The 23,495-nt window shown below is 43.5% G+C and carries 22 protein-coding genes and 2 tRNA genes (1 of these 24 only partly in view); 7 read left to right on the top strand and 17 right to left on the bottom strand.

Features of this window, described 5'->3' with window-relative positions; genetic code table 11:
* Positions 1-15: 15 nt before the first annotated feature.
* The 4 genes from IGI71_RS03160 to ezrA form a co-directional block, all read right to left on the bottom strand.
* Complete coding sequence (locus IGI71_RS03160; protein ID WP_015509044.1) at positions 16-669, bottom strand: redox-sensing transcriptional repressor Rex; 654 nt, start codon at positions 667-669, stop codon at positions 16-18.
* A 154-nt stretch (positions 670-823) separates the two neighbouring features.
* Entirely contained in the window at positions 824-2,032 is a 1,209-nt protein-coding gene (gene thiI, locus IGI71_RS03155; RefSeq protein WP_005225147.1) for a tRNA uracil 4-sulfurtransferase ThiI, read from the bottom strand.
* Positions 2,033-2,079: 47 nt separating this feature from the next.
* On the bottom strand, positions 2,080-3,222 hold the full coding sequence (locus IGI71_RS03150) for a cysteine desulfurase family protein (RefSeq protein ID WP_074934654.1): 1,143 nt from the start codon (positions 3,220-3,222) through the stop codon (positions 2,080-2,082).
* A gap of 186 nt (positions 3,223-3,408) precedes the next feature.
* A complete protein-coding gene (ezrA, locus tag IGI71_RS03145; RefSeq protein WP_430616173.1) occupies positions 3,409-5,130 on the bottom strand; it encodes a septation ring formation regulator EzrA in 1,722 nt (573 codons plus the stop codon).
* A gap of 358 nt (positions 5,131-5,488) precedes the next feature.
* Between ezrA and IGI71_RS03140 the strand changes: the two genes are divergently transcribed.
* Positions 5,489-6,838 carry an aspartate kinase gene (locus IGI71_RS03140; protein WP_005237529.1) on the top strand — a complete coding sequence of 450 codons (1,350 nt, stop codon included), beginning with the start codon at positions 5,489-5,491 and terminating at the stop codon, positions 6,836-6,838.
* Between the two features lie 71 nt (positions 6,839-6,909).
* Here the strand turns inward: IGI71_RS03140 and IGI71_RS03135 are convergent, their stop codons facing one another.
* From IGI71_RS03135 to IGI71_RS03125, 3 genes are all read right to left on the bottom strand, one after another.
* Positions 6,910-7,440, bottom strand: a complete 531-nt coding sequence (locus IGI71_RS03135; RefSeq protein ID WP_231472835.1) for an HAD family hydrolase — start codon at positions 7,438-7,440, stop codon at positions 6,910-6,912.
* Between the two features lie 96 nt (positions 7,441-7,536).
* Positions 7,537-8,397, bottom strand: a complete 861-nt coding sequence (locus IGI71_RS03130) for a Cof-type HAD-IIB family hydrolase (protein WP_231472834.1) — start codon at positions 8,395-8,397, stop codon at positions 7,537-7,539.
* 8 nt (positions 8,398-8,405) lie between these two features.
* Entirely contained in the window at positions 8,406-9,236 is an 831-nt protein-coding gene (locus IGI71_RS03125; RefSeq protein ID WP_005225141.1) for a DUF72 domain-containing protein, read from the bottom strand.
* A gap of 88 nt (positions 9,237-9,324) precedes the next feature.
* On the opposite strand from IGI71_RS03125, the gene IGI71_RS03120 reads away from it, so the two are divergent.
* Positions 9,325-10,293 carry an asparaginase gene (locus IGI71_RS03120; protein WP_005225140.1) on the top strand — a complete coding sequence of 323 codons (969 nt, stop codon included), beginning with the start codon at positions 9,325-9,327 and terminating at the stop codon, positions 10,291-10,293.
* A gap of 50 nt (positions 10,294-10,343) precedes the next feature.
* On the opposite strand, the gene IGI71_RS03115 is transcribed toward IGI71_RS03120, so the two are convergent.
* From IGI71_RS03115 to IGI71_RS03090, 6 genes are all read right to left on the bottom strand, one after another.
* Complete coding sequence (locus tag IGI71_RS03115; protein ID WP_015509041.1) at positions 10,344-11,102, bottom strand: acyl-ACP thioesterase domain-containing protein; 759 nt, start codon at positions 11,100-11,102, stop codon at positions 10,344-10,346.
* A gap of 15 nt (positions 11,103-11,117) precedes the next feature.
* Complete coding sequence (locus IGI71_RS03110) at positions 11,118-11,948, bottom strand: fructosamine kinase family protein (RefSeq protein ID WP_156236506.1); 831 nt, start codon at positions 11,946-11,948, stop codon at positions 11,118-11,120.
* Between the two features lie 16 nt (positions 11,949-11,964).
* Positions 11,965-12,744 carry a tyrosine-protein phosphatase gene (locus tag IGI71_RS03105; protein ID WP_010747448.1) on the bottom strand — a complete coding sequence of 260 codons (780 nt, stop codon included), beginning with the start codon at positions 12,742-12,744 and terminating at the stop codon, positions 11,965-11,967.
* Positions 12,745-12,902: 158 nt separating this feature from the next.
* The gene (locus IGI71_RS03100) at positions 12,903-14,291 is read right to left on the bottom strand and encodes an L-cystine transporter (protein WP_010747447.1); all 1,389 of its coding nucleotides are present in this window, start codon (positions 14,289-14,291) and stop codon (positions 12,903-12,905) included.
* Positions 14,292-14,635: 344 nt separating this feature from the next.
* The gene (locus IGI71_RS03095; protein WP_005225135.1) at positions 14,636-15,964 is read right to left on the bottom strand and encodes an aminopeptidase C; all 1,329 of its coding nucleotides are present in this window, start codon (positions 15,962-15,964) and stop codon (positions 14,636-14,638) included.
* A gap of 119 nt (positions 15,965-16,083) precedes the next feature.
* Positions 16,084-17,100: an acyltransferase family protein gene (locus IGI71_RS03090; protein ID WP_231472833.1), complete on the bottom strand. Its 1,017-nt coding sequence runs from the start codon at positions 17,098-17,100 to the stop codon at positions 16,084-16,086.
* 164 nt (positions 17,101-17,264) lie between these two features.
* Between IGI71_RS03090 and IGI71_RS03085 the strand changes: the two genes are divergently transcribed.
* Both IGI71_RS03085 and IGI71_RS03080 read left to right on the top strand, forming a co-directional pair.
* Positions 17,265-17,654, top strand: a complete 390-nt coding sequence (locus tag IGI71_RS03085) for a GntR family transcriptional regulator (protein ID WP_081116804.1) — start codon at positions 17,265-17,267, stop codon at positions 17,652-17,654.
* On the top strand, positions 17,651-19,039 hold the full coding sequence (locus tag IGI71_RS03080) for a hypothetical protein (protein WP_225001137.1): 1,389 nt from the start codon (positions 17,651-17,653) through the stop codon (positions 19,037-19,039). Before IGI71_RS03085 ends, IGI71_RS03080 begins: the two co-directional genes overlap by 4 nt.
* 115 nt (positions 19,040-19,154) lie before the next feature.
* Here the strand turns inward: IGI71_RS03080 and IGI71_RS03075 are convergent.
* Positions 19,155-19,228: transfer RNA gene (locus IGI71_RS03075), tRNA-Asn, on the bottom strand.
* A 194-nt stretch (positions 19,229-19,422) separates the two neighbouring features.
* On the opposite strand from IGI71_RS03075, the gene IGI71_RS03070 reads away from it, so the two are divergent.
* Positions 19,423-19,495, top strand: a tRNA-Thr gene (locus IGI71_RS03070).
* 95 nt (positions 19,496-19,590) lie between these two features.
* On the opposite strand, the gene IGI71_RS03065 is transcribed toward IGI71_RS03070, so the two are convergent.
* Both IGI71_RS03065 and IGI71_RS03060 read right to left on the bottom strand, forming a co-directional pair.
* Positions 19,591-19,830, bottom strand: a complete 240-nt coding sequence (locus IGI71_RS03065; protein ID WP_081117386.1) for a hypothetical protein — start codon at positions 19,828-19,830, stop codon at positions 19,591-19,593.
* Positions 19,831-20,467: 637 nt separating this feature from the next.
* Positions 20,468-20,902 (bottom strand): universal stress protein, encoded by a 435-nt coding sequence (locus IGI71_RS03060; protein WP_005225130.1) that lies wholly within the window; start codon positions 20,900-20,902, stop codon positions 20,468-20,470.
* Positions 20,903-21,294: 392 nt separating this feature from the next.
* Here IGI71_RS03060 and IGI71_RS03055 point away from each other — a divergent pair, with 392 nt between their 5' ends.
* Positions 21,295-21,651: an iron-sulfur cluster biosynthesis family protein gene (locus tag IGI71_RS03055; RefSeq protein WP_015509034.1), complete on the top strand. Its 357-nt coding sequence runs from the start codon at positions 21,295-21,297 to the stop codon at positions 21,649-21,651.
* Between the two features lie 48 nt (positions 21,652-21,699).
* Here IGI71_RS03055 and IGI71_RS03050 read toward each other — a convergent pair whose 3' ends face one another.
* Positions 21,700-22,350: an HAD hydrolase-like protein gene (locus tag IGI71_RS03050; protein WP_005225128.1), complete on the bottom strand. Its 651-nt coding sequence runs from the start codon at positions 22,348-22,350 to the stop codon at positions 21,700-21,702.
* 227 nt (positions 22,351-22,577) lie between these two features.
* Here IGI71_RS03050 and IGI71_RS03045 point away from each other — a divergent pair, with 227 nt between their 5' ends.
* A protein-coding gene (locus IGI71_RS03045; RefSeq protein ID WP_275851999.1) for an ISL3-like element ISEfa11 family transposase crosses the window boundary here: on the top strand, positions 22,578-23,495 show its 5' portion. Its footprint extends 378 nt past the window's final position; 918 of the gene's 1,296 nt are visible here — the first part of the coding sequence; the start codon lies at positions 22,578-22,580; the stop codon falls past the right edge of the window.

The following is a 23,495-nucleotide window of genomic DNA, read 5'->3' as shown; positions in this document are numbered from 1 at the left end:
ACGAAAAGGATTTGCTCAGACTTTCGATTTTTGCGAGTAGGTCGTATCAAAAAAGATCAATGTTTGCAATTCTGTCGTCAAATCAATGTATTGGATATTGACGTCTTTTGGCACGATGACGGGATCAGGGGCAAAATTTAAAATCGCTGTGATCCCAGCATCCACGATCGCATCGATCGCCATTTGTGAATAACGGCTAGGAACGGTCGAAATCGCTACGGTGATCCCTTTATCTGCTACGACTTCCGCCAATTGATCCATTCCATAGACATAACGCCCACTAATGGTCTGACCAATCATTTCTGGATCATTGTCAAAAACCGCGACCACGGAAAGATTTTCATTTCTGCGAAAATTGTTGTTGGCTAACGCTTTTCCTAAATTTCCATAACCAATCAAGGCGATTTTTTTCTCTTCATTGGTTTCTAAGATATAGCTCAATACCTCAATCAGATAGGGAACATCATAGCCATAGCCACTTCTGCCCAATTCTCCTAGATGAGAAAAATCTCGGCGGATCGTGGCCGAAGGAACTTGCGTGATTTCTGCAAACTCTTTCGATTTGATTCGCTGAATACCAGAGGCATCCAGTAATTTTAAGTGTCGTAAATAAGCTGGCAAACGTTTTGCCGTCGCTTTCGGAAGTTTTTTATCTCTTAATGCTTCCATCCTGTCCACCCTCCTTGTTAAATGATTCACATATTGAGTGTAGCATGTTCCATTTTCAATAGCAAGAAAATATTCACAAACTCTCTCACTCGATGAAAAACGACCACAAATGTTAAAAAACAGTTGTGGTCGTAACATTAAAATCGGGGTTTTATTATAAAAATTCAGCGAATTCCGTTGCTGCTTTTTCTTGATTTGCCGTGATTGCTTCCAGTTTCAACCCAGCCATCGCACGTTCCATCATCCCTTCGATATCGAGACGTTCTTCATATTGGTGGACCTTATCCAGTCTTGGGCGCGTCTTTGGTTGAGGAGGTGCAAAGATTGTGCAGCAATCCTCAAATGGCTGAACTGATAATTCAAAGGTATCAATGGCTTCGGCAACTTCAATGATTTCCAATTTGTCCATCGTTGCCACTGGGCGCACGATCGGCGTATTGGTTACTTCATTGATGGCGACCATGCTATGCAAAGTTTGTGAAGCCACTTGTCCTAATGATTCACCATTTAAGATGATCAAGCCATGACGAGCTTCTCGTATCGCATCCGTCAAACGCAGCATCATCCGACGGGTGATGGTCATCCAATAGCCTTGTGGCACACGATTTTTGATTTCTTCTTGGATTTCTGTAAACGGAACTTCGATAAACTGGATGCTTCCCACATAAGGCGCAAGCTTCTTCGTTAAATCTTTGGCTTTTTGCAACGCTTGTTCACTCGTATAAGGAGGACTTGCAAAATGGACCGCTTCGATCTCAACGCCGCGTTTCATGGCAAAGTAGCCTGCGACTGGCGAATCAATACCGCCAGAAAGCATCAACATTCCCTTTCCACTGGTGCCCACTGGCAGCCCAGCGGCTCCTTGGATCGTTTCATAAGACAAATAAGCACCATCGATCCGTATTTCTACACGCAAATTGATGTCTGGTTTTTTCATTTGGACTTTGATATCAGGAAAACGGTCGATCACCGCATTCCCTAAGGTCAAATTCAACTGGTTGCTATCTTGCACAAACGAATGATCACTGCGCTTGGCTGTGATTTTAAAGGTCTCAACGCCCGTATAGATCTCTGCCATGACGTCTTGAACGGCTTTCTTTAATACTTCGATATCTTTTTCGACCCGAATGCTGGGGGAAAAGTTTTGAATCCCAAAGACTTTTTGCAGCTTAGGAATGATCTCTTGGCTGTTTTCACCGTTCAATAGCAAGTGCATGCGATCTCGCTCGGCATGAACTTTGACATGGGGATAATCTGCTAAGGTACGTTTGACGTTTGAAGCTAATTGCATAATAAAACTACGACGATTTTTGCCCTTTGTTGACAGTTCGCCATAACGAACCATGATTTCTGAATAATTCACGAGAAAACTCCTTTGATTTGGATTGATTTTATAGTGGTCTGTCGTGCTTAATTGATTTTCGAAAATTTTTGGTACAACTGGTGGAAGACGATCAGAAACTGCTCGACTTCTGCCATTGTATTGCTCTCATCTAAACTGATACGAACAGCCGATGTTGCTAACTGTTCTGGAACGTGCATCGCATGAAGCGTACTGCTGGCCATCTTTTTACGGGAGGAACAAGCGCTCGTCGTCGAAAGATAGATCTGCTTTTCTTCAAAGGCATGGACTAAGACTTCTCCTCGGATTCCTTTTAATGAAAAACAAAGTATGTGCGGCGCAAACCCTTCTGTGCCAGAAAAAAGCGTGACTTTTTCGTACCCAGCCAGTGCTTCTTGCAAATAGCCTTTTAATAATTGAACATGGTTCGGCTTTTCAGCCTTTTGTTCTGTCGCTAAACGTAGGGCTTTTGCCATAGCAACGATTGCTGGTACGTTTTCGGTACCGCTGCGCTGGTTTTGCTCTTGCCCACCGCCGGTCATCAATGGCGCCAGCTTACGACCTTGTTTCCAATAGATAAAGCCTGCGCCACGAGGTCCATGAAATTTATGCGCAGAGAACACGGCAAAATCGACCCGCTCATTGAACCATTGTTCTTGCGGCACCTTTGTGATGGCTTGGACGGCATCTACATGAAAATGGATCGTTGGGTGGTCCGCTAGCACAGCTGCGATCTCATGGATCGGTTGGATCGACCCTACCTCATTATTGACCGCCATCACCGAAACCAAAATCGTTTCTTTGCGAATCATGTTTGCTAATTCAGACACGTTGACAAAGCCTTGGGCATCGACAGGCACCACACTGACCTCAAACCCTAACTCGGCTAATTGAGCCGCTGTTTCACTGACGGCAGGGTGTTCAATACTGGAAATAATCAGGTGATTCCCATAGGCTTTTTTCGCTAAAGCAGACCCTTTGATGACCCAGTTGTCTCCTTCAGTTCCCCCACTGGTAAATGCGATCTCTTTGGAAGAAACGTTTAACAGATCGGCGATCTGCTGACGAGATTGCTGCAGCAGACGATTGGCTTGATTTCCTAAATCATGCAGGCTTGAGGGATTGCCGATAATTCGCTGACTGACTTGGACATATGTATTTAAAGCTTGTGGATAAATAGCGGTTGTTGCACTGTTGTCAAAATAGATCAATGATAGGACCCTTTCTCTAAAAAAATTCTTTCCCATTATAACTGCTCTTGGGCTGAGTTTCAAGGTGACTCGCTGGCTTTGGCTTTTTTTAAAGGAAACTTTTCCATCCTTCGTAAGCGGTACTCATGCAGCGAGCCATTCTTTCCATGAAAAAAGCCAGTCAGTTTTTCACTGCTGGCTTTCGTATTATACTAAGTCGCGATTATTGATGTAGAAGTTTTCGATCCGTTTGAAGGCACCTGGTTCTACTCGTTCCAACGCTGTGCCGATTTCATCTAGCGCATCTTGATAGCGATATTCTTTACTAAACAAGTAAAGTGATTTGTCGATCGCTGCCTTGATATCTGGATGAGAATGACGATAGCGGTTGGCATATTGCATCATTTGCTCAGTCAATGCCGCAGCATCCACTAAGTCTTTTGTTTGTTCATCTAAAAGATCAAGATCTTCTTCACAGACAGAAACCAATTTATTGATTTCTTGCACGTTGATGCGAATCTTGTTCAATTCTTTGCCTAGTTCTTCGACACGATCCGTTGCCACGAAGAAGAATTCTAAATACTCGCCTGGCAAACCAGGTAAGCGTTGTTTCTCAACAAACCGTTTCAAGTTGCGTAGACGGAATTCGAAGCTTTCCACTTTTTCTTGTGCAACTTTTTCGCCACGACGTAATTCCGCAAGAGAATCATCGATTTCGACTTGCTGGCTTTCCACATCATCCAAAATTTTGTAGGCATCTTTGTAGAAGCTTTGCACTTCTGAATAAGGAATCTCATGTTTTTCCAATTTCGGTAAGTACTCGTTGTTGCGGCGAGCCAATTCGTCCACTTCGGTTTGGAAGCCGCGGACGCGACCCAATTCATTATGATTCAAAGTATAGCTTTGTGCCGTATGATCCAACTCGATCAACAACTGACGGTTGTTCTTCGTTGCGTGGTCAATGTAGTCTTCGATGATCTGACGATTTTTCATGACATATTTCTTGGCATTGATCTCACGTTCCATCACCGTATACAAGGCATCGATATCACTTGCAGTATCACGGCTTGCCACTTCAACGGAAGCGACTTCTGTTTTCGCTAGATCGTTCATGGAGTTTTCAACCCGTTTTTTCACACGGTTGATTTCTTCTTGGAAGTTTGCTTCTGGGAACACATATTTTTGTTCTAATAATTTTTTATAACCTTCTTGGATTTCTTTCAACTGATCAGGGAAGGTACGATTTAATTCTTCGTACGCCGCTGGGATCCGTTTCATTAGGTCTTCCACTTCATAGGTGTGTTTTTCCGCTTGGTCTAACACTTCCCGTGCTTCCACAGGATCGCCAGAAGTATTTAAGGTAACAAATTGGGTGAACTCAATTTCAATGTTTTTGATTTGTTTTTGCAGCTCATTGTAGGCAGGACCGAATTCTTCGCCTTGATCCCGCAGCTTCTTCTTCAAGTCTTCGTAAACGTCCAGCGCTTTTTGAACTTCCAGTGAATTTCGTTCTTCACTTTCTCGTAATTCTTTCAAGCCTGCGCGAATCTCTTCCACTTGGCGTTCCATCTCATCCATGGTCGCTTCGGCTTGGACGATCGCCCCTTTTGCTTTAAAAAAGCGGATGCGTTCGTTCAGCTCTTCCACTTCAAAGATTTGACTTTCAAGTTCAGCAAAAGATTTTGTAGAGATATCTGTCCATTGTTGGTTCCACTCACGGAAGGTGTTTTGACTTTGACCAACCAAGTGCATTCTTTTTACTTCATCGACTTCTTCGATCACCGGCAAGTCAAACAGATTTTCTTTGCGTTTTTCCAAGTCATTCAGCTTTTCTTGGTTTTTCTTCCGCATGAAAAAGCCAATTGCATACAAGACCGCCGCAATGATGATGATGGCAATGACAATTCCAAAGATGATATTAGTTCCCATTTTGTGGTTCCTCCAATTTTCAAATATACATGTTTCGTCTAAAACCTGCTGATCAGCAGATTGATTGATAAGTTCGTTGAGTATAAAAAGGACAGATAGTCCCTTTATAAAAAAGCATCTACGCTAGATTATAGCATAAAGAAAAAAATCAAGCATTAGATTGAGGCAAAAAAGATCGACTTTTTTCGCATCGAATAAAATAAATCACGGCTTCTCCAGCGATAATGAAAATAAATCGTGAAATTTACATCAACAAGTGACTTTTTTTCTGATTTTTCCGATTTTTTTCAAGAAACCGCTTGATTTCTCCCTATTGAAACTGTACTCTAGTAAAAAGCTTGAACAGGAGTAATGTCAAATGAAAGTAGCGAAATTCGGAGGCAGTTCCCTTGCCTCAGCCGAACAAGTCGAAAAAGTTGTTGCGATAATTGAAAGTGATCCTAAAAGACGGTTTGTCGTTGTTTCAGCGCCTGGTAAGCGTTCCAGCGATGATCAGAAAGTCACCGATCTGTTACTAGCTGTCTGTACCCGTCTGTGTGCCCAAGAAGAAATCACTGATTTAATAGAAGAAATCTATGCCCGCTATACAGCGATCGCCGCCCCCTTTGGGATCGAACAAGTCCATTTAGACCGCATCTGGCAATCATTGGCGGCTTTTCAAACGCTGCCTACCCAAGACAATCCGCATCTTTATGATACGGTCTTGGCAAGCGGCGAAGACAACAACGCCAAATTGATCGCAGGGATTTTACAAAGCCGTGGGTTAGCTGCTCGCTACATGAATCCCCAAGAACTTGGGCTGCTGGTGACGGATGAACCTCAAAACGCCCGTATCTTGAACAAGTCGTACGCCAAGATCGCACAATGGCGCGACAGTCCTGAAATCTTAGTGATTCCTGGCTTCTTTGGCTACACAGAAGCCGGCGAGATCTGTACCTTCTCTCGAGGAGGATCAGATATTTCTGGTGCCATCGTGGCGGCTGGTCTGCAAGTAGAATTGTACGAAAACTTTACCGATGTCGATGGGATTTTTTCTGCTCATCCAGGCTATGTTCATCATCCAGAGTCCATCAAAGAAGTGACCTACCGAGAAATGCGAGAGCTGTCTTATGCGGGCTTTACTGTGTTGCACGATGAGGCCTTGATGCCTTCATACCATGCGAAAATTCCCGTGGTGATCAAAAACACCAATAATCCAAGTCATCCTGGTACCTTGATCACCAACCAAAGAGACAATTTAGATCAGCCCGTGATCGGCGTTGCCAGTGACGAAGGCTTTTGTATGATCTATATTCGCAAATACTTGATGAACCGCGAAGTTGGGTTCACGTTACGGGTCTTAGAGATTTTCCGTGAATTTGATTTAAATTATGAACACATGCCTTCAGGAATCGATGATATCTCGATCATTATGCGCTCCAACCAGTTGAATCCAGTATTGGAAGAAGAACTGCTGCGCAAGATCGCCTACGAGATCGATCCCGATGAACTGCGAATGACCCACGATCTATCCATGGTCGTCGTCGTTGGTGAAGGAATGCGTCAACGAGTCGGGATCACTGCTGACAGTACCGCTGCCCTTGCGCGGAAAAATATCAACTTAGAGATGATCAACCAAGGGTCCTCTGAGGTCAGTATCATGTTCGGTATCCACAAAGAACAAGAAAAAGCCGCTGTCAGAACCCTTTACTACACTTTCTTTGATTAAACCAAACGTGCCAGTTGCACCACTCCTTTTGCTGATAAGCAATCGGAACGGGCAACTGGCACGTTTGGTTTTTATTCTGACGATTCTTGGGCTTGCGCTTGTTTTTGTGCCAATTGGCGGTTGATTTCTGCCTTGATTCGCGGTTCAGGAGCATACCGTTCTTCCCAATCGCTCGGCTTCATGACTTTGTGGGTCTCAGGATCATAATGGGGCTGCCCATCTGGAAAAAGTTTCCCCATGTTGGCTTCATGAACGATAGCCAGGATCGGCGCTGGATCGACCCCTAACAGTGAAAAAGAGCCATAGGTAAAATACAGCAGATCACAAAGCGCATCGACTTGTTCTACTAGAGAATCACTGACAGGCTGTTGTTTGGCAGCCAGCTTGGCTTGGGCTTGATCGATCGCTTGATGCAAATGCTCCAGGCCTGCTTGAAAGGTCTCTTCGTCATTGTTGCTGGCAGCATAAAGGAACTCAACTAATTCTTCAATTTTAAAACCAGCACGAAACTGGGCTTTTTCCGCTGAAAAAGCTTGTGGATATGGCGGTCGCGTTGGATCAAAGGTTTTATGAAACTCTTCCGTCATTTCAAATGGACTCATTTTGCTCGCTTCTTTCTGCTTTTTCTCATGGTTTTGTTTTATGGTTCTGCATTGTCTTCTACGTTGCTTCATAGATTGGCTACTTGCCTATTTTTTTTATTCCCTGGCTTGGGCATCCTCGGCAATGATGCCAAAATAGATCAAGGCTTTCTTGATGCCGTCATGATCGTTAGTATCCGTCACAAAGTCGGCACTAGCTTTGGTGATGGGCTGGGCATTGCCCATCGCAACCCCGATCCCCACGCCTTCTAACATTTCCACATCATTAAAATGATCCCCAAATGCCATCGCTTCTTCCATCGCGATCCCTTCATAGGCCAAAAACTCTTTGATGCCTTTGATTTTCGAACCGTTTTTCGGCACGATGTCAACAGAATAGGCATTGGATCGCTTAAAATCACATTGCGGCAGCTTGGACCGTAATTTTTCGCGCTCTGACTCAGGGCTCAGCATAATGCACTGATAGATGGGCTCTCGTAAAATATCCAACGATTCATAGCGTTTGGCGTTGCGATTGGGACTAAAGCGCTGCAAGACTTTCTTTAAAAAACCGACGGGAAATTTTTTCGGTACATAGCGTAAGTAGCGCTGCATGACGGGTGATTGGCTTAAACGGATCGTCAAGCTGCCAGCCACTTGGGTTTCTCCGCCAAACATGACTTGGCGGTAATTTTCATCTGCGTATTCTACGATCGCTTCCAGCGTTTGTTTTGGAAAAGGTTTGGCATAAATCAGGTTTTCCTTCGTGTAGACATATTGGCCGTTATAGGTGATAAACATGTCTAACGACAAGTAATCGATCACCTTCTCTAAATCAACCGGACCACGTCCGGTGGCAATGCCGCAGAGGACGCCATTGGCTTGAGCCTGTTTGATGGCTTCACGGGTACTGGCAAGCGCCTTGCCGTTGCTGGCAATCAGCGTGCCATCAATATCAAAAAAGATTGCTTTTATCATATGACTCCTCAAAATAATTTCAACTGATTAGGATTTAATGCTTCGTAATCGATCTGCAGCGCATCGATCAATGCGCGAGCATTGTCAGCGGCATCACGACCGGCATTATTATTGAAGACCACTGCGACTTCTTTGGCATTGGCTTCGATGGCTTGGACCGCTTGTTTTAACTCCGTTAGTTCGGCTTGGTCATAGCGATACAAGGTCCGCAGATTTTTGGCATCTGGTCCCGTCGCTGTCCAGCCGCTGTCGTTGCGTCCATGAAAACGGCACAAGACAAACGCGGGATTGGTCACGGTTGGATCAAGGGGAATGGTGGTCGATAGCTTTTTCGGCTGATCAACAACTACTAAGGAAAACTGTTTTCGCTTCATATAATCGATCATTCCCGGATACAGTTTCGGCTGATACCAGCTGCTGTCTCTCAGCTCGATCGCCACTGGGTAGCCCGCAAACCATTCTCGCACTTGGTCTAAATAGGCGACATTTTCTTTCGTACATTTAAAGCTGTTGGGAAACTGCGCCAATAGGCAAAAGAGTTTGCCTGCTTCTACCATTGGCGCGATCGCTTCTTTATAAAGCTGCAGTGCTTCGGTCATGGTCAACTGATCTGGCAAATCCCCTTGGGTGGTCACACTTTGATGGACTTTCAACACAAAGCGGAAATTTTCGGGAATCTGGGTCAACCAGTTGCGCACGTCTTTTTCTTTTGGCAAAAAATGATAGGTGGTATCCAGCTCAACTAGCGGAAAATAACGGGCATACTCAAATAATTTCGAGTTTTTTCTTTGCACGAGACTGCCATGTTCACTAAATGTGGTACAACCAATTCGAATCATTTTTTCCCATCGCTCCTTGTTTTCTTATTTTAATAGTATACAATAGTTTTGAGTTAAGAGTAAATAAATCATTGCAGGTGATGAAAAAATGAAACGAATTCTCGTGTTGCACACTGGCGGCACCATCGCCATGAAAGAAGACACCCTGACAGGCGGCGTCAGCCCTGATGTCAGCAATCCGCTGATGGATGCACCGATCCACATTGACGACGATGTTGAATTGATCGTCGAAGACATTTTTAATATTCCCAGTCCTCATATGACCCCAAAAGAAATGCTGCAGTTGAAAGAACGTATCCAGCTGGCGCATTTAAGCGGTGTCGATGGGGTCGTGATCACTCACGGAACCGATACGCTGGAAGAAACAGCCTTCTTTTTAGATACCACAATCGGCGGTCAGTTACCGATCGTGGTGACTGGTGCCATGCGCTCAAGTAATGAAATCGGCAGTGACGGGCTTTATAACTTTGAAAGTGCGATTCGGGTGGCGAAATCACCTGATGCCTTAGGAAAAGGCGTCTTAGTCGTCATGAACGATGAGATCCATTCCGCACGTTATGTTACGAAGACCCACACCACCAATATTGCGACGTTCCGCACCCCGACATTAGGTCCGATCGGCTTAGTCACAAAGCACCGTATCTTGTTCATGCAAGAGCTGTTAAATAACCGCCATTTGGATGTTGATCGTGTCGATGGTCTGTTTCCGATCGTCAAAGCCTATGCGGGAATGACTGGGGAATTGTTCGATGCTTTAGCCGACTCGCTGATCGATGGACTAGTGATCGAAGCTTTAGGCGCTGGCAATCTGCCGCCGCAAACCATAGAGCCTTTGAAAAAACTGATCGCTAGAAACATTCCAGTCGTCTTAGTTTCTCGCTGCTTCAACGGAGTTGCCGAGCCGGTCTATGACTACTTAGGTGGCGGGATCGAATTGCAAGCTCTTGGGGTGATTTTCTGCAATAGCATCAATAGCCAAAAAGCCCGCATCAAATTGCTGATAGCGAAAAACCGTGGGTTGACCATGGATGAACTGCCTGATTTCATGGAGAATTAACCAAACAAAAACCCTTTTGCCATTCCGCTAATGGAGGCAAAAGGGTTGTTTTATTTTTCTCGCCAAGTAAAGATGGCTTCGCAGTAAGTATCCTCACCGATCTTGATCTCGTGGATCGTTTGCAGCGGCACAGCCTCGCCGGCTTCATCGACTGTCTTCTCATTGATTTGAAAATGGCTTTCGATCAAATGGCCGTAAGCCACTTCCCGATCAAAACGGATCGTCACTTGTGTCACTTCATGTTTTGTTAAAAACTCATAGCCTAAGACGTCCATCAGCCAATTGAAATACATGGCATTGTTGACATGCTGATTGCTATCAATATCGTAGAAACGCACCCGATAAGGCAAAAATTGTCCTTGCGTGATAGGGGTGATCTTCGGATAGCGTTTGATTCGCTTGATTTTTTCACTGCCAAAAGGCGCCACGATCTCATCTGGTACACTGCTGACTTTGCGCGTCTCAGGATCCATCAACGCAAAAACCGCCTCGATTTTGACCAGTTCCGTTCCGTCTTCTGCCAATAACCAGAAGTAACGGTAGCAGAAAAATTTATTGTATTCTCTCGCCTGGGTCGCCACTTGGATCTGCTCCCCTACGCGCGGCAAACGAGTCACCGTTATGTGATAGCTGGTGATGATCCAGGTCAAGCCATAACTAGCGATGACTTCTGGTCCGCGGTTTAACGCCGCACTTTGTTCCTCTGATGTCTTGATGGCGATGCCTAGCATGGCTGGAAACGTCATCGTTTGGTTGACATCACATTCATAATACGCCACTTCATGTGTGGTTTGATACTTTGCTGCCATAGTTCTAATTGCCTCCTAAAAACGACTCAATATTTCATCGACACTTGGTCCATAGCTTTCGCCAAACTGATTCAAATGGACCAATAAATAATACAATTGATACACTGGCAGTCGCTCTTGCCAATCCTCATCTAATGGATAGACTTCTTGATAGCCTTCCAAAAATTCCTGACGAAAACCACCGAAGAGCTGGGACATCGCAATATCCATTTCTCGATCCCCATAAGCGACTGCTGGATCAAGAAACACTGGTTCTCCTTGCTGATCGAACAGCACATTTCCCCGCCAAAAATCACCGTGTAATAAAGCAGGTGTGACGCTACGATCACGCCAATTCTCATGCAAAAATTCTTTCAAACGCAGATAAGCAGCTTCCCGTTTGGCATGCCAGCGGTTACCCAGCTTCGCTAATTCGACTTGCACATCCAAACGGCAGACTGTATAAAAATCAAGCCAATCGGTGGTTTTCGGATTGACTTGCGGCAAAAAGCCGATGTAATTGTCTTCGTAAAACCCAAAAGACTCCTGCGTCTGCTGATGAAGCCGAGCCAAGCTTTGACCTAAGCGTCGCTGCTGTCCTTCCCCACCATCGATCCATTCCATCAATAAAAATGCCCTCTCTTCAGTCTGACCGAGATGTTCGATTTTTGGCACCCGCACGAAAGGGGCTAATTCAGCTAAGCCGTTGATCTCTGCTTGAAAGAACACCGATGAAACATGAGGATGGGTCTTTAAAAAATAGCGATTTTCTGCTGTAGTGAAACGATACGTTTGATTGACATCCCCACCACTGATGGGCGTCAGCGAGCCGGTCATCCCGATTGCTGCGAACAATGCTTCCTCCATACGGATCTCCCTTTCTTTACTCAGTCAGTTGGGCATTCAAATACGCTTGCTCTTCTTTCGTCACCCCTAGTCCTTGCAGGAGATACTGATCAACCGAACCGAAGTGCTGATCGATCGCAGCCAAGCTTTCATCAAGAAAACTCTCTTTGGCACTCATCAAAACCGTGATCGCCGTTAACAACTCTTGCGGCAAATGCTGGGTCATTGGGGCAAATTTTTCTTTTAGCATTGGCGCTAAATAGCGATTGGTCGCTAAATAATCTTCTTTGATCGTCGTTGGTGCCACCGCCAACACATGGAGCAATAAAAAGGCGCCAAAGCCTGTGCGATCTTTGCCAGCGGTACAGTGGAACAAGGTTGCACCTTCGCCTTCCGCATTAGCGATCACATGATCAAAGAACTGCCGATATTGTTGGCGGGCATAGTCGCTTTCAACAAAGTGACGGTAGACTTTTTTCATCTGCTCTTCGGCATCTTCCCCATCTTCCAAGCGCTGCTTCAAGCTTTCTGGCGACAAGGAAACCATCGTTTCGTCTTCTTTAAAAATAGGTAAAAAAAGCTGCTTTGCTGTGGCGATCGGTCGATCAGGCTGTGCATTGGCTTCAGCGATGGAGCGAAAATCAATGACCTGATTGACCCCATAGTTTGCCAGTACTGCTTGATCTGAAGCAGTTAATTCATTGATCGCCGCACTGCGGATCAATTTTTTTCGTTTGATCGTCGTGCCGTTTGTCGTTTGATAGCCGCCAAGTTCTCTGACGTTTGCTGCTCGTTCTAGTTGAATCAATTGTGTCATTGCTTATCCCTCCCGCGATGTTCTAGTTAAAAGTATAGCAGAAACTTCGCTATTAAGGGCACTGAAACCTAGATTTTTCTATGAGCTGAGCTTTAACGGACAAAAAAAAGAAAGACCACACGCAGTCTTTCTTTGCTTTCGCTTGTTACAAAACGTTTCTATTCGGCTTCGATCACGGCGGCAGAATCATCTAAGATCGAACGATCCAGTTCGTTGATACGGCTGCTGGTCACCATTCCTGCAACCATACTGTCGCTGACATTAACGAGTGTCCGTGCCATATCGATCAATGGTTCAACAGAAATAACTAAGCCTACGATGGCGATCGGCAAGTTCATTGAGCCTAAGACGATCAATGAAGCAAAGGTTGCGCCACCGCCGACACCAGCAACACCGAATGAGCTGATCGTAACTACTGCAACTAGCAGCAGGATAAACTGCCAATCAAAGACATTGATCCCAACCGTTGGTGCAACGATCGTTGCCAACATCGCTGGATACACACCCGCACAGCCGTTTTGACCAATCGATAACCCAAAGCTGCCTGCAAAGTTAGCCGTGGCTTCATCGACACCTAACGCTTTGGTTTGGGTTTCGATGTTCAATGGCAAGGCTCCCGCACTTGAACGAGAAGTAAAGGCAAAGCTCAAGACTGGAAAGGCCTTTTTGAAATACGTTACTGGATTGACCCGAACAGCGATCAGCAATAATGAATGAACAAGTAAGACCAAAATCAAAGCCGCATAAGAGGCGATGATAAATTTGCCTAAGTTCAAGATGGCTTCAAAATCACTTGAAGCTAATACGTTTGTCATCAATGCCAAAACGCCATAAGGTGTCAGGCGCAAAACTAACGTGACGATACGCATCACGATTTTATATAAGCTGTCCATCAAATTCGCAAAAGTTTCCGCTTCTTTCGGTGATTTACGTTTGACACCAAGAAAGGCGATCCCCACAAAGGCTGAGAAAATCACGACCCCGATCGTACTTGTCGAACGAGTACCCGCAAAGTCGGCGAAGACATTGCTTGGGATGAAGGAAACGATTTGTTGTGGGATCGATAGGTCTTGGACTTGTGTCGAACGTTCCGCTAATTCTGCGATCCGCGCTGTTTCCGTTGCCCCTTCGGTAAAGCTGGCACCGTCAAGACCAAAGACCATGACCATCACGATCCCGATCAAGGCAGCGATCGCCGTTGTCCCTAGCAAAGTCGCAAGAACCGTAAAACTGATCTTCTTGATTTTTTCGCTTTCTTTCATCTTGGTGAAAGCACCAACGATCGAAACGAAGATCAAGGGCATGATCAGCATTTGCAAGAGAGCTACATAGCCGCTACCGACCATCGTGATCCAGTCAAGAGCTTGCGTGACAACGTCAGAGCCTGTCCCAAAAATCAGCTGCAGCACGCCACCAAAAACGATCCCGACGAACAACGCCGCAAAGACCCGCGTAGAAAACTTCACGTGACGCTTTTGCAATAAGTAGAACCCATAAATAAGGGCAGCAAAAAGTAGAACAACAATAATAGTTAACAGATTTGTCATTTGAATCCTCCTTTTGTTCAATAAACATGACAAAGTCTGTCAGAGGAAGTAAAGGTTCCCAGTGACCATTCTTCAACAGTTCACTCTAATGAGACGTGTGGCATCATTAGTGACTATTCCATTTTAAAGAAGTTTGCTTCATCTTACAATAAATAAGTTCCCACTTTTCTGGGATGGTACCGCTTTTTTGTCAGAAAATAAAAAAAAAACCGATGCCGCAACCCCACACTGTTAGGATTTCTACTTTCCTAACGGTTGGATTGCGGCAACTGGTTCGTTATTTTTCATTTCGTCTTTTTGAAAAATTTCAGAGAATCTTCAGGCAATCATTAGAAATTGCTGTCTTACGCTAAAGCACCCATTGGGTCCCAAGGTGCTAAGACTGTTGGTTCTGCTTCAAAGGCAGCCAATTGTTCTGCTGTCAGGAACTCTTTGCGAACCACGATTTGATAGGTGTATTCATCCATCCACGCATCGCTCATAACGAAGAAGCCATTCGTTCCGACTTTTTCACCCCAGCTGTTTTCGACTTTCCATTTGGTTGATTCGCCGTCGATCAAGTCAACGCCAGTCAAGACCATCGCGTGGGTCATTAAGCTTTCGCCAAAATCTAAGCGTTCTGCTTTGGTCATCGTAAAGTCGATGTCAAATAGGTCGTTGATATCATACGCATCTAATGCCATGATCCCAGTATCTCTGGTAGAAGATTGACCGACATCACAACCGAACCACACGGACTCCCCTTGTTCCAATTGAGCGATCGCTAATTTTTTGAAGGTCGGCATATCGACGTTCAAGTATTTGACTTCTTTGCCGCCAACCACGTTGCCTAGCATTTCTACGGTATACGATTGATTGTAAGGCTTGTCGGCAGTTGGTGCGTTGATGATGCTGACATAATCATCAAGGTCCACCCCGACATATTTTTCATAAAAGCTTTGCGGTGTTAAGTTGCGATCAATGTGATAGTTTTTGTCTTCATCACGGTATTCAAAATCAAAGGTTTCTGGCGGTGTGCCTAAAGAAGTCGCTAAGAAACGATAAATGTCTTCCAACATCGCTTCTTTGGCTGTTTGGATGTCTTCAGCTGTTTTGCCTTCAGCCACTAGCTGACGCAAAGCAACCGCATCTTTACGCAGTTTTTTGTTCAAGTAATTGTTTAGGTCACGAGAATTGGAAGAGTTGCTGCTTTCTGGCATGACCGTTTTTGGTACGACACCATATTTTTGGAAAATCGAAACGATCATGTCCCATTGCCCACCATCTTGTTGTGGGGTTTGCAATAAGAAAGCAACTTTGCGACTTGTTAAAGGCTCGTTAGCAGTTGCTAAAATATTTTCATAGAAATAGTTGGCTTTTTCGTATTTGTCCCAAAAGAAGGTATGGTTTTGCGACAATTCAAATTCTTTTAAATTGAAATCATTCAGCATCTTATGACGGAATGTATTCAATGCGGCAAACATCCAGCAGCGGCCTGATTGTTTTTGGTTTGAGACTTTCCCGGTTGTCACATCAACTGAAAAAACTGGCACATTGTTGACTTTTGCTGACACGTTTTCAGCAGAAGCGGTGATCCCATTTTTCACAACACTCCGTTGCAGTGCCGTTTGTTTATTATTGTCTTGATACGCTTGCGCAAAGGCAGCGGTGGTCTTTTTTGAAATTTCTGACATATTTCTTCATCCTTTCACTTTCCGTTCCTTCCATTTTACGCCTCTGCCTCTCAAATAACAACCGCTCCTAGAAAAATGAAAGGATCATCTTTCTAAGAGCGGTTGCTCGTATCAAGGATTTAAAGAGTTAGCATCAAAAGCAAAAAGCCAAGTAAAACAAAGGATAGTCCTCGTTCAAATCGTGCATAAAGGAAGCGGATCGGACGACTAGCTAGCAAGATCGTCAGTAAAACACTGGCTAACACCAACGTCACAAAGCCTAATACCGACAGGTTCAAGTCGGTGATCGCTAATGCCCGCAAGCCCTTGATGAAGATCCCCTGTAAAAGATAGACCAGCAGGGTGTTTTTGCCCCACTTCGTAAAAAAGAGGTGCTCTCTAGGCACGAGGCTCAGAAAGCCGATGATCCCCATCAGCCCGATCACGAAAAAGACCGCACGCAAGGGACCGCCGAACAACGGATAGCTCAAGTAATCGTCATAAGGCTTGGAACCAAAAACCATGTACTTGTTCATCCCATGAAAAAACGCGATAAAGGTGTAGATGATCGGTAAGAAAAGCAAACTGATAGTCCGAATCTTTGGTTTCAATAAAAAGCGCATCTCATTTTTGGGAAAATAAAACCCGATGATGAAAAACGGCAAAAAGACAAAGGTCCGCTGCAAGGTCAACACTTGATTTAAAAATGGCACGTAGCCAGCGAAGATACTCAAGCCGATACTCAGCAAGATCGCCTGCTTTTTGGACATTTTTTGAAAGACCAGCAAGGAGAGCTGCCAAAAGAACAAGCTAAGCAAAAACCAAAGTGCCCATTGCGGATTCAACAGTTGGATTTTTAACGACTCCCGTAGACCGATCAACCAGTAATAGACGGTGTAAAACACCTGAAAAAAGACATAAGGCAGCAAGAACTTTTTCATCAGCTCACGAAGCTTGTGTCCCTTCGTCAACGGTTTGGCAAAGTACCCAGCCAGAAAAACAAAAGCTGGCATATGGAAAGTGAAGATAAAATAATATAGGTCATGATAAAACTTCTGATCGCCGATAAAAGGCTGTAGTAAGTGACTGAAGACGACCAAGATCATCAGTAAAAATTTTGCATTATCAAAGTAAGCCGTTCTTTGCGATTGGCTCATAAAAAGTTCCTCCTCTAAGTTGTATCTGTCAAAGGATACCTGATCCATGAAACAGAACTGTAACAAGCTATTTACTTTTTCCTAACGATTCTTGTTCATTTGATTACTAGTTGCTATTTTGTATGTTTTGTATTAATGTATATAATACAAAGGAGCTGTTTTCGATGATATTTGATATTCAAACCCAAAGCAACCAACCGATCTACCAGCAGTTGCGGGAACAGATCATTGTCGGTATCGCAAAAGGCGATTTATCCGCTGGCGAATTGCTACCATCCGTCCGTCAATTAGCCGAAGAGATCGGCATTAATACCATGACGATCTCAAAAGCCTACAATTCCCTCAAAGAAGAAGGCTTGTTAGTCACGGATCGCCGCAAAGGAACCGCCGTTGCCGCGCCACCACCGTTTACTTCTGGACAAGAAGCGGAGTATCGTCAAAACTTGCAACTGCAGCTAGCAACCGCTCTCTTACACGGCAAAAGCAAGCAAACGCTTTTAATGGATTTTCAACAACTGCTGGACCAATTTCCTGAAAGGAATGAATGCAAATGACCTATCTTTTTTTCATTATTGCTCTTGTCCTCTGCGGGACGACCGCCTTTGGTTTACGCTTGATCAGTAAACCCCACAAAAATGTTTTACTCGAAAATACCCTTGCCCCTGAGCATCTGGATGATCCTAGCGTCCACAGCTTGATCACTGAATTTCGCAAGCGTATCTTACAAATCGTTGGTACATTTAGTGTAGCAAGTCTCCTTTTTTTGTTCAATTTATCTGACTCCATCATCCTTACCCTGTTCTGGCTTTATATGGCCGCTTTGCTGGGGACAGCTTACCTGGTGCAAGTGCATTACATCGGGAAAATGCGGCAATTGATCCTTACCAATGGATGGGAACTACCCATCGATCCGATTCGGATCGATACAAAACTCGTTCAAGCCAAAAATAAACGGATGCTGCCGTGGTATAGCCTCGTTCCTGCGGGGATTTTGTTGATGATCAGTTTGTACCAAGCATGGCATTTGCCTGATCTTTCTACAGGATACTTGATGGGCGGCGTCTCCTTAGCAATTTTTGCGCTGTTCGTCTATCTCTGGGTGATCATCAGCCGCTTACCCGTTCGCGGGATCAGCGGCAATTCAACTATCGATCAACACATCAATGATTTAACAAAGCGCTATTGGTCCTTAATGATCGCCGTGACTTGCACCATTACGCTGCTCTTGTTGACTGTCCCGCTGGCGTCCATGTCCGCTACCGGAGCATTAAGTACTATCCTCTTAGTGCTCTTTATTGTTTTGGTGGTTTTCTTGATCGTCTTTACCTTCTTCTTATTGCTTGATCTGCGTAAAAAACAAGATCAGCTCTTAGAACCAGCAGCACAACCGCGCTATTATGGCGAAGATGCTTACTGGCGATATGGTTTTTACATCAATCCTAATGATGCGCGTCTGTTCGTTCCTGACCGTGTTGGGATGAATATCGGCATCAATTTAGGCAAACGCAGCGGACAAATCGTCGCAGGCATCACCGCTGTCTTCTTACTTGTGTTAATGATCGGGACCATCATTCCGATGTATCGCTTAGATTTTACTGCTGATGCGATCACTGGTGAAGTGCAAGGACAAGAAGTCACCTTCGATGCACCAATGACCGGGAAAACTACGGTCTCTTTGGCAGATATAGAGACAGTGGAATTGATCGAAACATTGCCGTCTCCTCGTGTTCGTACCATGGGTGTAGGAACCGCCAGTTACCAAATCGGTCAGTTTACCGTTGCCGGCGAACCTGCCAGAATGTTTGTCGACACGAAGGTGACGCCCATTTTAAAAGTCACTACTAACGATGGCCCAACAGTTTTTTACACAAATAAAAAAGCCGCCGAAACGACGGATTTATACGAGGAACTATTACAGAAGATTTCCTCAGCGGAGTGAGTGTTCTGGAGAAAAAACTGGGGAACCCATTATCCCCAGGCTATCCACAACCAACAAAAGAACGGACTCTTTCCAACAAAAAAACGACCTTCCGAAACGAAGGTCGTTTTTGATACTCCGGCAGTAGGACTCGAACCTACGACATCATGATTAACAGTCATGCGCTACTACCAACTGAGCTATGCCGGAAGAATCTATCTGTACTATACCAAATAGTCAGATAATTTAGCAAGAGCAAAAATCAATTTTTTGATCCTTTTTTTCAAGAAAATCCCCTTTTTGAAACTTACCTTCCCGCAAAGCGTTTTTCTCAAGAAATATCCGAAAATCTCATTGACAAAGTAGCGCCTTTACGGTATTCTATATCTTGTGTTAAATAACACGCCGCTTTAGCTCAGTTGGTAGAGCGCATCCATGGTAAGGATGAGGTCGACGGTTCAAGCCCGTCAAGTGGCTTTGGTAGGACAACGTTTGTCGGACGTTGTCTTTTTTTTGTGCATCTAATTCCCAAAGTATAGCGATAATTTCTGAACTTAATCATTCGTACGCCCCTAATTTCCTGCGATATACAAAAGAAATAAGATCGTAAAACCCAATAGTAGGACCGATACAACTGCTTTCACTATCCTCGCTGTATCTTTAAATTTAAACAAGAGCGTATATAGATTAATAAAGTAAATGATCGACAGGGCTGCTTCTTGCGAATATTCTTTCACTTGGATCAAGCCTAGCCATATAATCAGCAAAAGAATCGAAAAAACAACCAAATCGTTTTCTGCAACACGCTTCATTTCATTCTCCTTTTTTATTGTTTAAAATTGATATAACAAGATTTATTCCAACATCCTCTCAATGTCCCTCATTATTTGAACAAGAATCTGAAATACAAGATTTAATTCCGCAAGTCAAACTTGAACAATTACCACGGGGTGAAGCTTCAATTCAATTTAACCAATTCATTTCAAATGCCTTCTTTCTATTTAATTATGAAAAGTATAATAGTAGGCAGAAAAATAATTACTATAAAAATAACAAACATGATCATTAAAATTTTAAAAATCTTTTACATCATTTATTTCTCCTTTCCAACAATATTCGATTGTATTCTGCTGCATTCTGTAAAGTCGATAAATTATCAGCCCCTCTCTCCAATACTTTTCCTACATCCTTTGCTTATTAAAAGTGTAACAAACTATTTCTTCTAATAGTCAATTTTTATCAATTTAAATAAATATTTTTTATAAAATAAACAAAACGAATTTTCCAATCGGTGCTCACAGCTCAATTTTAGACACATCTTTTTTACCACAAAAAATCCGCTCTCCTAAAGCTAAGAGAGCGGGTTTTTCAACTAACTGAATTTTTTTGAAAGGAGATGCATGATGCTGGCTTAAAAAATAACATATTCTTTCCGTTTAATTTAAATTTTTACTTCACGACCAACACCGTACATTTCGAATGATTGACGACATAATCGGTGGTTGAGCCTACGACAGCTCGGGTCAATGTACCTTTACCAGTTGCACCGATAATGATCAAATCAATCGGGTACAATTCTGTTGCTGCATGAATGATAAAGCGTTTTGGATCGCCGACTTCAACGATCACCTCAACATCTTCTACCCCATGCTGATTGGCATCATAGATTTTTTTCAACATGTCCGTTTCCACACGCAATTTTTCTTGGTCAAAAATTTTTGCAAAAGCATAGGCACTTGTGGATAACTCAGCATTGTTGATAACAGAGAGGACATACAATTTGGCTTTGTTCATACGACAAATCGCGAGTGCTTCTTGGAACGCTTTTTCTGACTGATCCGACCCATCCAAGGCAACAAGTACATTTTGACAATTACGTAACATCCAAATCGCCTCCTTTTCTTTATTTTACCACAAAAAATGGAAGCGTTACAAAAAAGGACAAGGTCTACTCTTAAGAGACCTAAAACTTCCTTTAAGATTTGTGAAGTTCCTTACTTGTCTCCGTGATTATGCAGTAAAATAAAGAGAAGAATGATTCGAGGTGAAAGAAATGCGCTCTTTTTTCCAGGCTGCGGTCACTGTGCTCTTGTACTTAGGGCTTTTCTTGCTGATAATCGGTATTATCGCCTTTTTCTTGCTAAAACTTTAAGCTTGGTTTGTTGAAAAGCAAGTTGCTGTCACATCCCTAAGAGGAGTGATACACTTGGTTTATCAACAATTATCGAAACGAAACAGCTTGCTGCTCACTCGTTTCAAAAAGGAGATCATGCAAAATGGACTTACATATTACCCCTACTGCCGCTGCTCGCTTTCCAGAAGGACACGACTTATATATTTTGACGAGTAATGACGGATCGAACCAATTTTCTTCAGCAGCTGGATGCTGTATGATCGGCGAACGTTTTTTGATCACACCGATCGACGAACCGTTAGACCCATACAATGAGTTAGTCTCAAGCAATCAGTTTACTTTCTTTACATCAACCTATGATCAAATGTTCTTGACTGGTCATCTGATTCTAGATGTTCACCCAACTTCAGGAACTTTGATTTTGAAAAACGAAAGCGGCTATTTGGATACCAATCTTTTATTGGAATCCTCTCCACAGTTGAAACAAACGAATGCGTAACTAAAGAGCTGACAAACGCCTTGTAAGGTGCTTGTCAGCTCTTTTTCTCTATAATGAATCTGGAATCAACGCTAAGAGTTCTTGTGTCTCAGCGGCTAAAGCGATCGCACCAGCATCAAGCAATTCTTCTTTTGACCCAAACCCATATAAAACGCCGATTGCCGGTAACTGGTTTTCTTTTGCCCCTAAAATATCATGCTCACGGTCGCCGATCATGATGGTTTGCTGCGCTTTTTGCTCCTTTTCGATCTCAGTTAACGCGTAGCGGATAACGGCCGCTTTTTCCCCACGTTTATTCTCAAGATCCGCCCCATAGATTCCTTTGAAATAGCCATCATACTTGAGATGGGTCAGGATCTCTTTTGCAAAAACTTCTGGTTTCGACGTAGCGATATACAAATCGTGATCCTGCGCCAGCTCCTGCAATGTTTCTTCGATCAACGGATATGGTTGGACTTGAAACATGCCCGCTTGACGATAATTTTCCCGGTAGAAGGCAACGGCTTGCTGGGCAGCAGCTTCATCGAAGCCCAAGCCACGGAAGGATTCAATCAAAGGCGGCCCCACAAAGCTCCGCAGTACGTCTTGCGCTAATTGCTCTTTTCCCATTTTTTCCATCGCATATTGAATCGATCCATAGATTCCTTCACTCGAATCAATGATCGTTCCATCTAAATCAAAAAGTACTTTCTTTCTCACGCCATCGTCTCCTTTTCTAATAGTATAGAAAAAAACAGCAGTACAAGCAACACTTCTTCCTTTTCGTTCTGATCTCATCTAAATAAAAAAGGGCTCTATAATTTATGGGACTGATGAATCAGAATTGATTCTTCAGCCCCATTTTCATTTTAGGTATTAAAAAACATATCGTTCTCTAGTATGATTAAATCACCACAAAATAAACAACTGAGAGGACGATATGCTATATGAATGATTCTATCAAAAAAATGCTGAGAATAATAGAGAAAGATTTGATGATTACAGAGGTCTCTTACGAGACCCTTCAGAAGAAAAAGACGTTGGTCGTCGATGCTGTTCTCTCGCCTACTCCTCGTGCTTGTAGAAGTTGTGGTTCTACTGTGGTAGATGGAAACGGGAAAGCAATTATAGTGAAAAATGGGAAGAAGGAAACGATTGTCCGTTTTGAACAATACAATCATATGCCTTTGATTATGCGCCTAAAAAAGCAGCGCTATACCTGTAAAAACTGTCGCACCCATTGGACTGCTCAAAGTTATTTTGTCCAACCCAGACATTCAATCGCAAATCATGTTAGATATAAAATTGCTTCTTTACTGACTGAAAAAGTATCTTTATCTTTTATTGCGAAAAGCTGTCAGGTATCTTTGACCACCGTTATTCGTACATTGAAAGAGTTTAAAAGCTATTTACCAAAGCAATCTAAGAAGATTCTCCCAAGAGTATTGATGGTTGATGAATTTCGTTCGCATGCTTCCATAGAAGATAAAATGAGCTTTATTTGCGCAGATGGCGAAACAGGAAAACTAATAGATGTTTTGCCTACGCGTAAATTACCCCGATTAACAAGTTATTTTTTAGGTTGTACCAATCCGGAAGAAGTAGAATTCTTGGTGACAGACATGAACGCCGCCTACTTCCAGCTCACCAAACGTGTTCTGCCAAATGCGAAAGTAGTGATTGATCGGTTTCATATTGTCAAACACATGAATCAAGCGTTCAATGAGTTGCGTATCCGTGAAATGAATGAACTTCGTAAAGCCGGACAGAAAAGCCAGGCAGAAAAACTGAAAAAGAACTGGCGCTTTTTGCTAAAAAATCGTGCAAACATCAACCATTATGAATACAAAACATGGAAAAGTTTC

It is taken from the genome of Enterococcus sp. DIV1279b, from assembly GCF_050531515.1.
In the GTDB taxonomy this organism is placed as follows: domain Bacteria; phylum Bacillota; class Bacilli; order Lactobacillales; family Enterococcaceae; genus Enterococcus_D; species Enterococcus_D casseliflavus.
The sequence above is the reverse complement of the archived record's forward strand: the minus strand, read 5'-3'. Positions and strand labels throughout refer to the sequence as shown.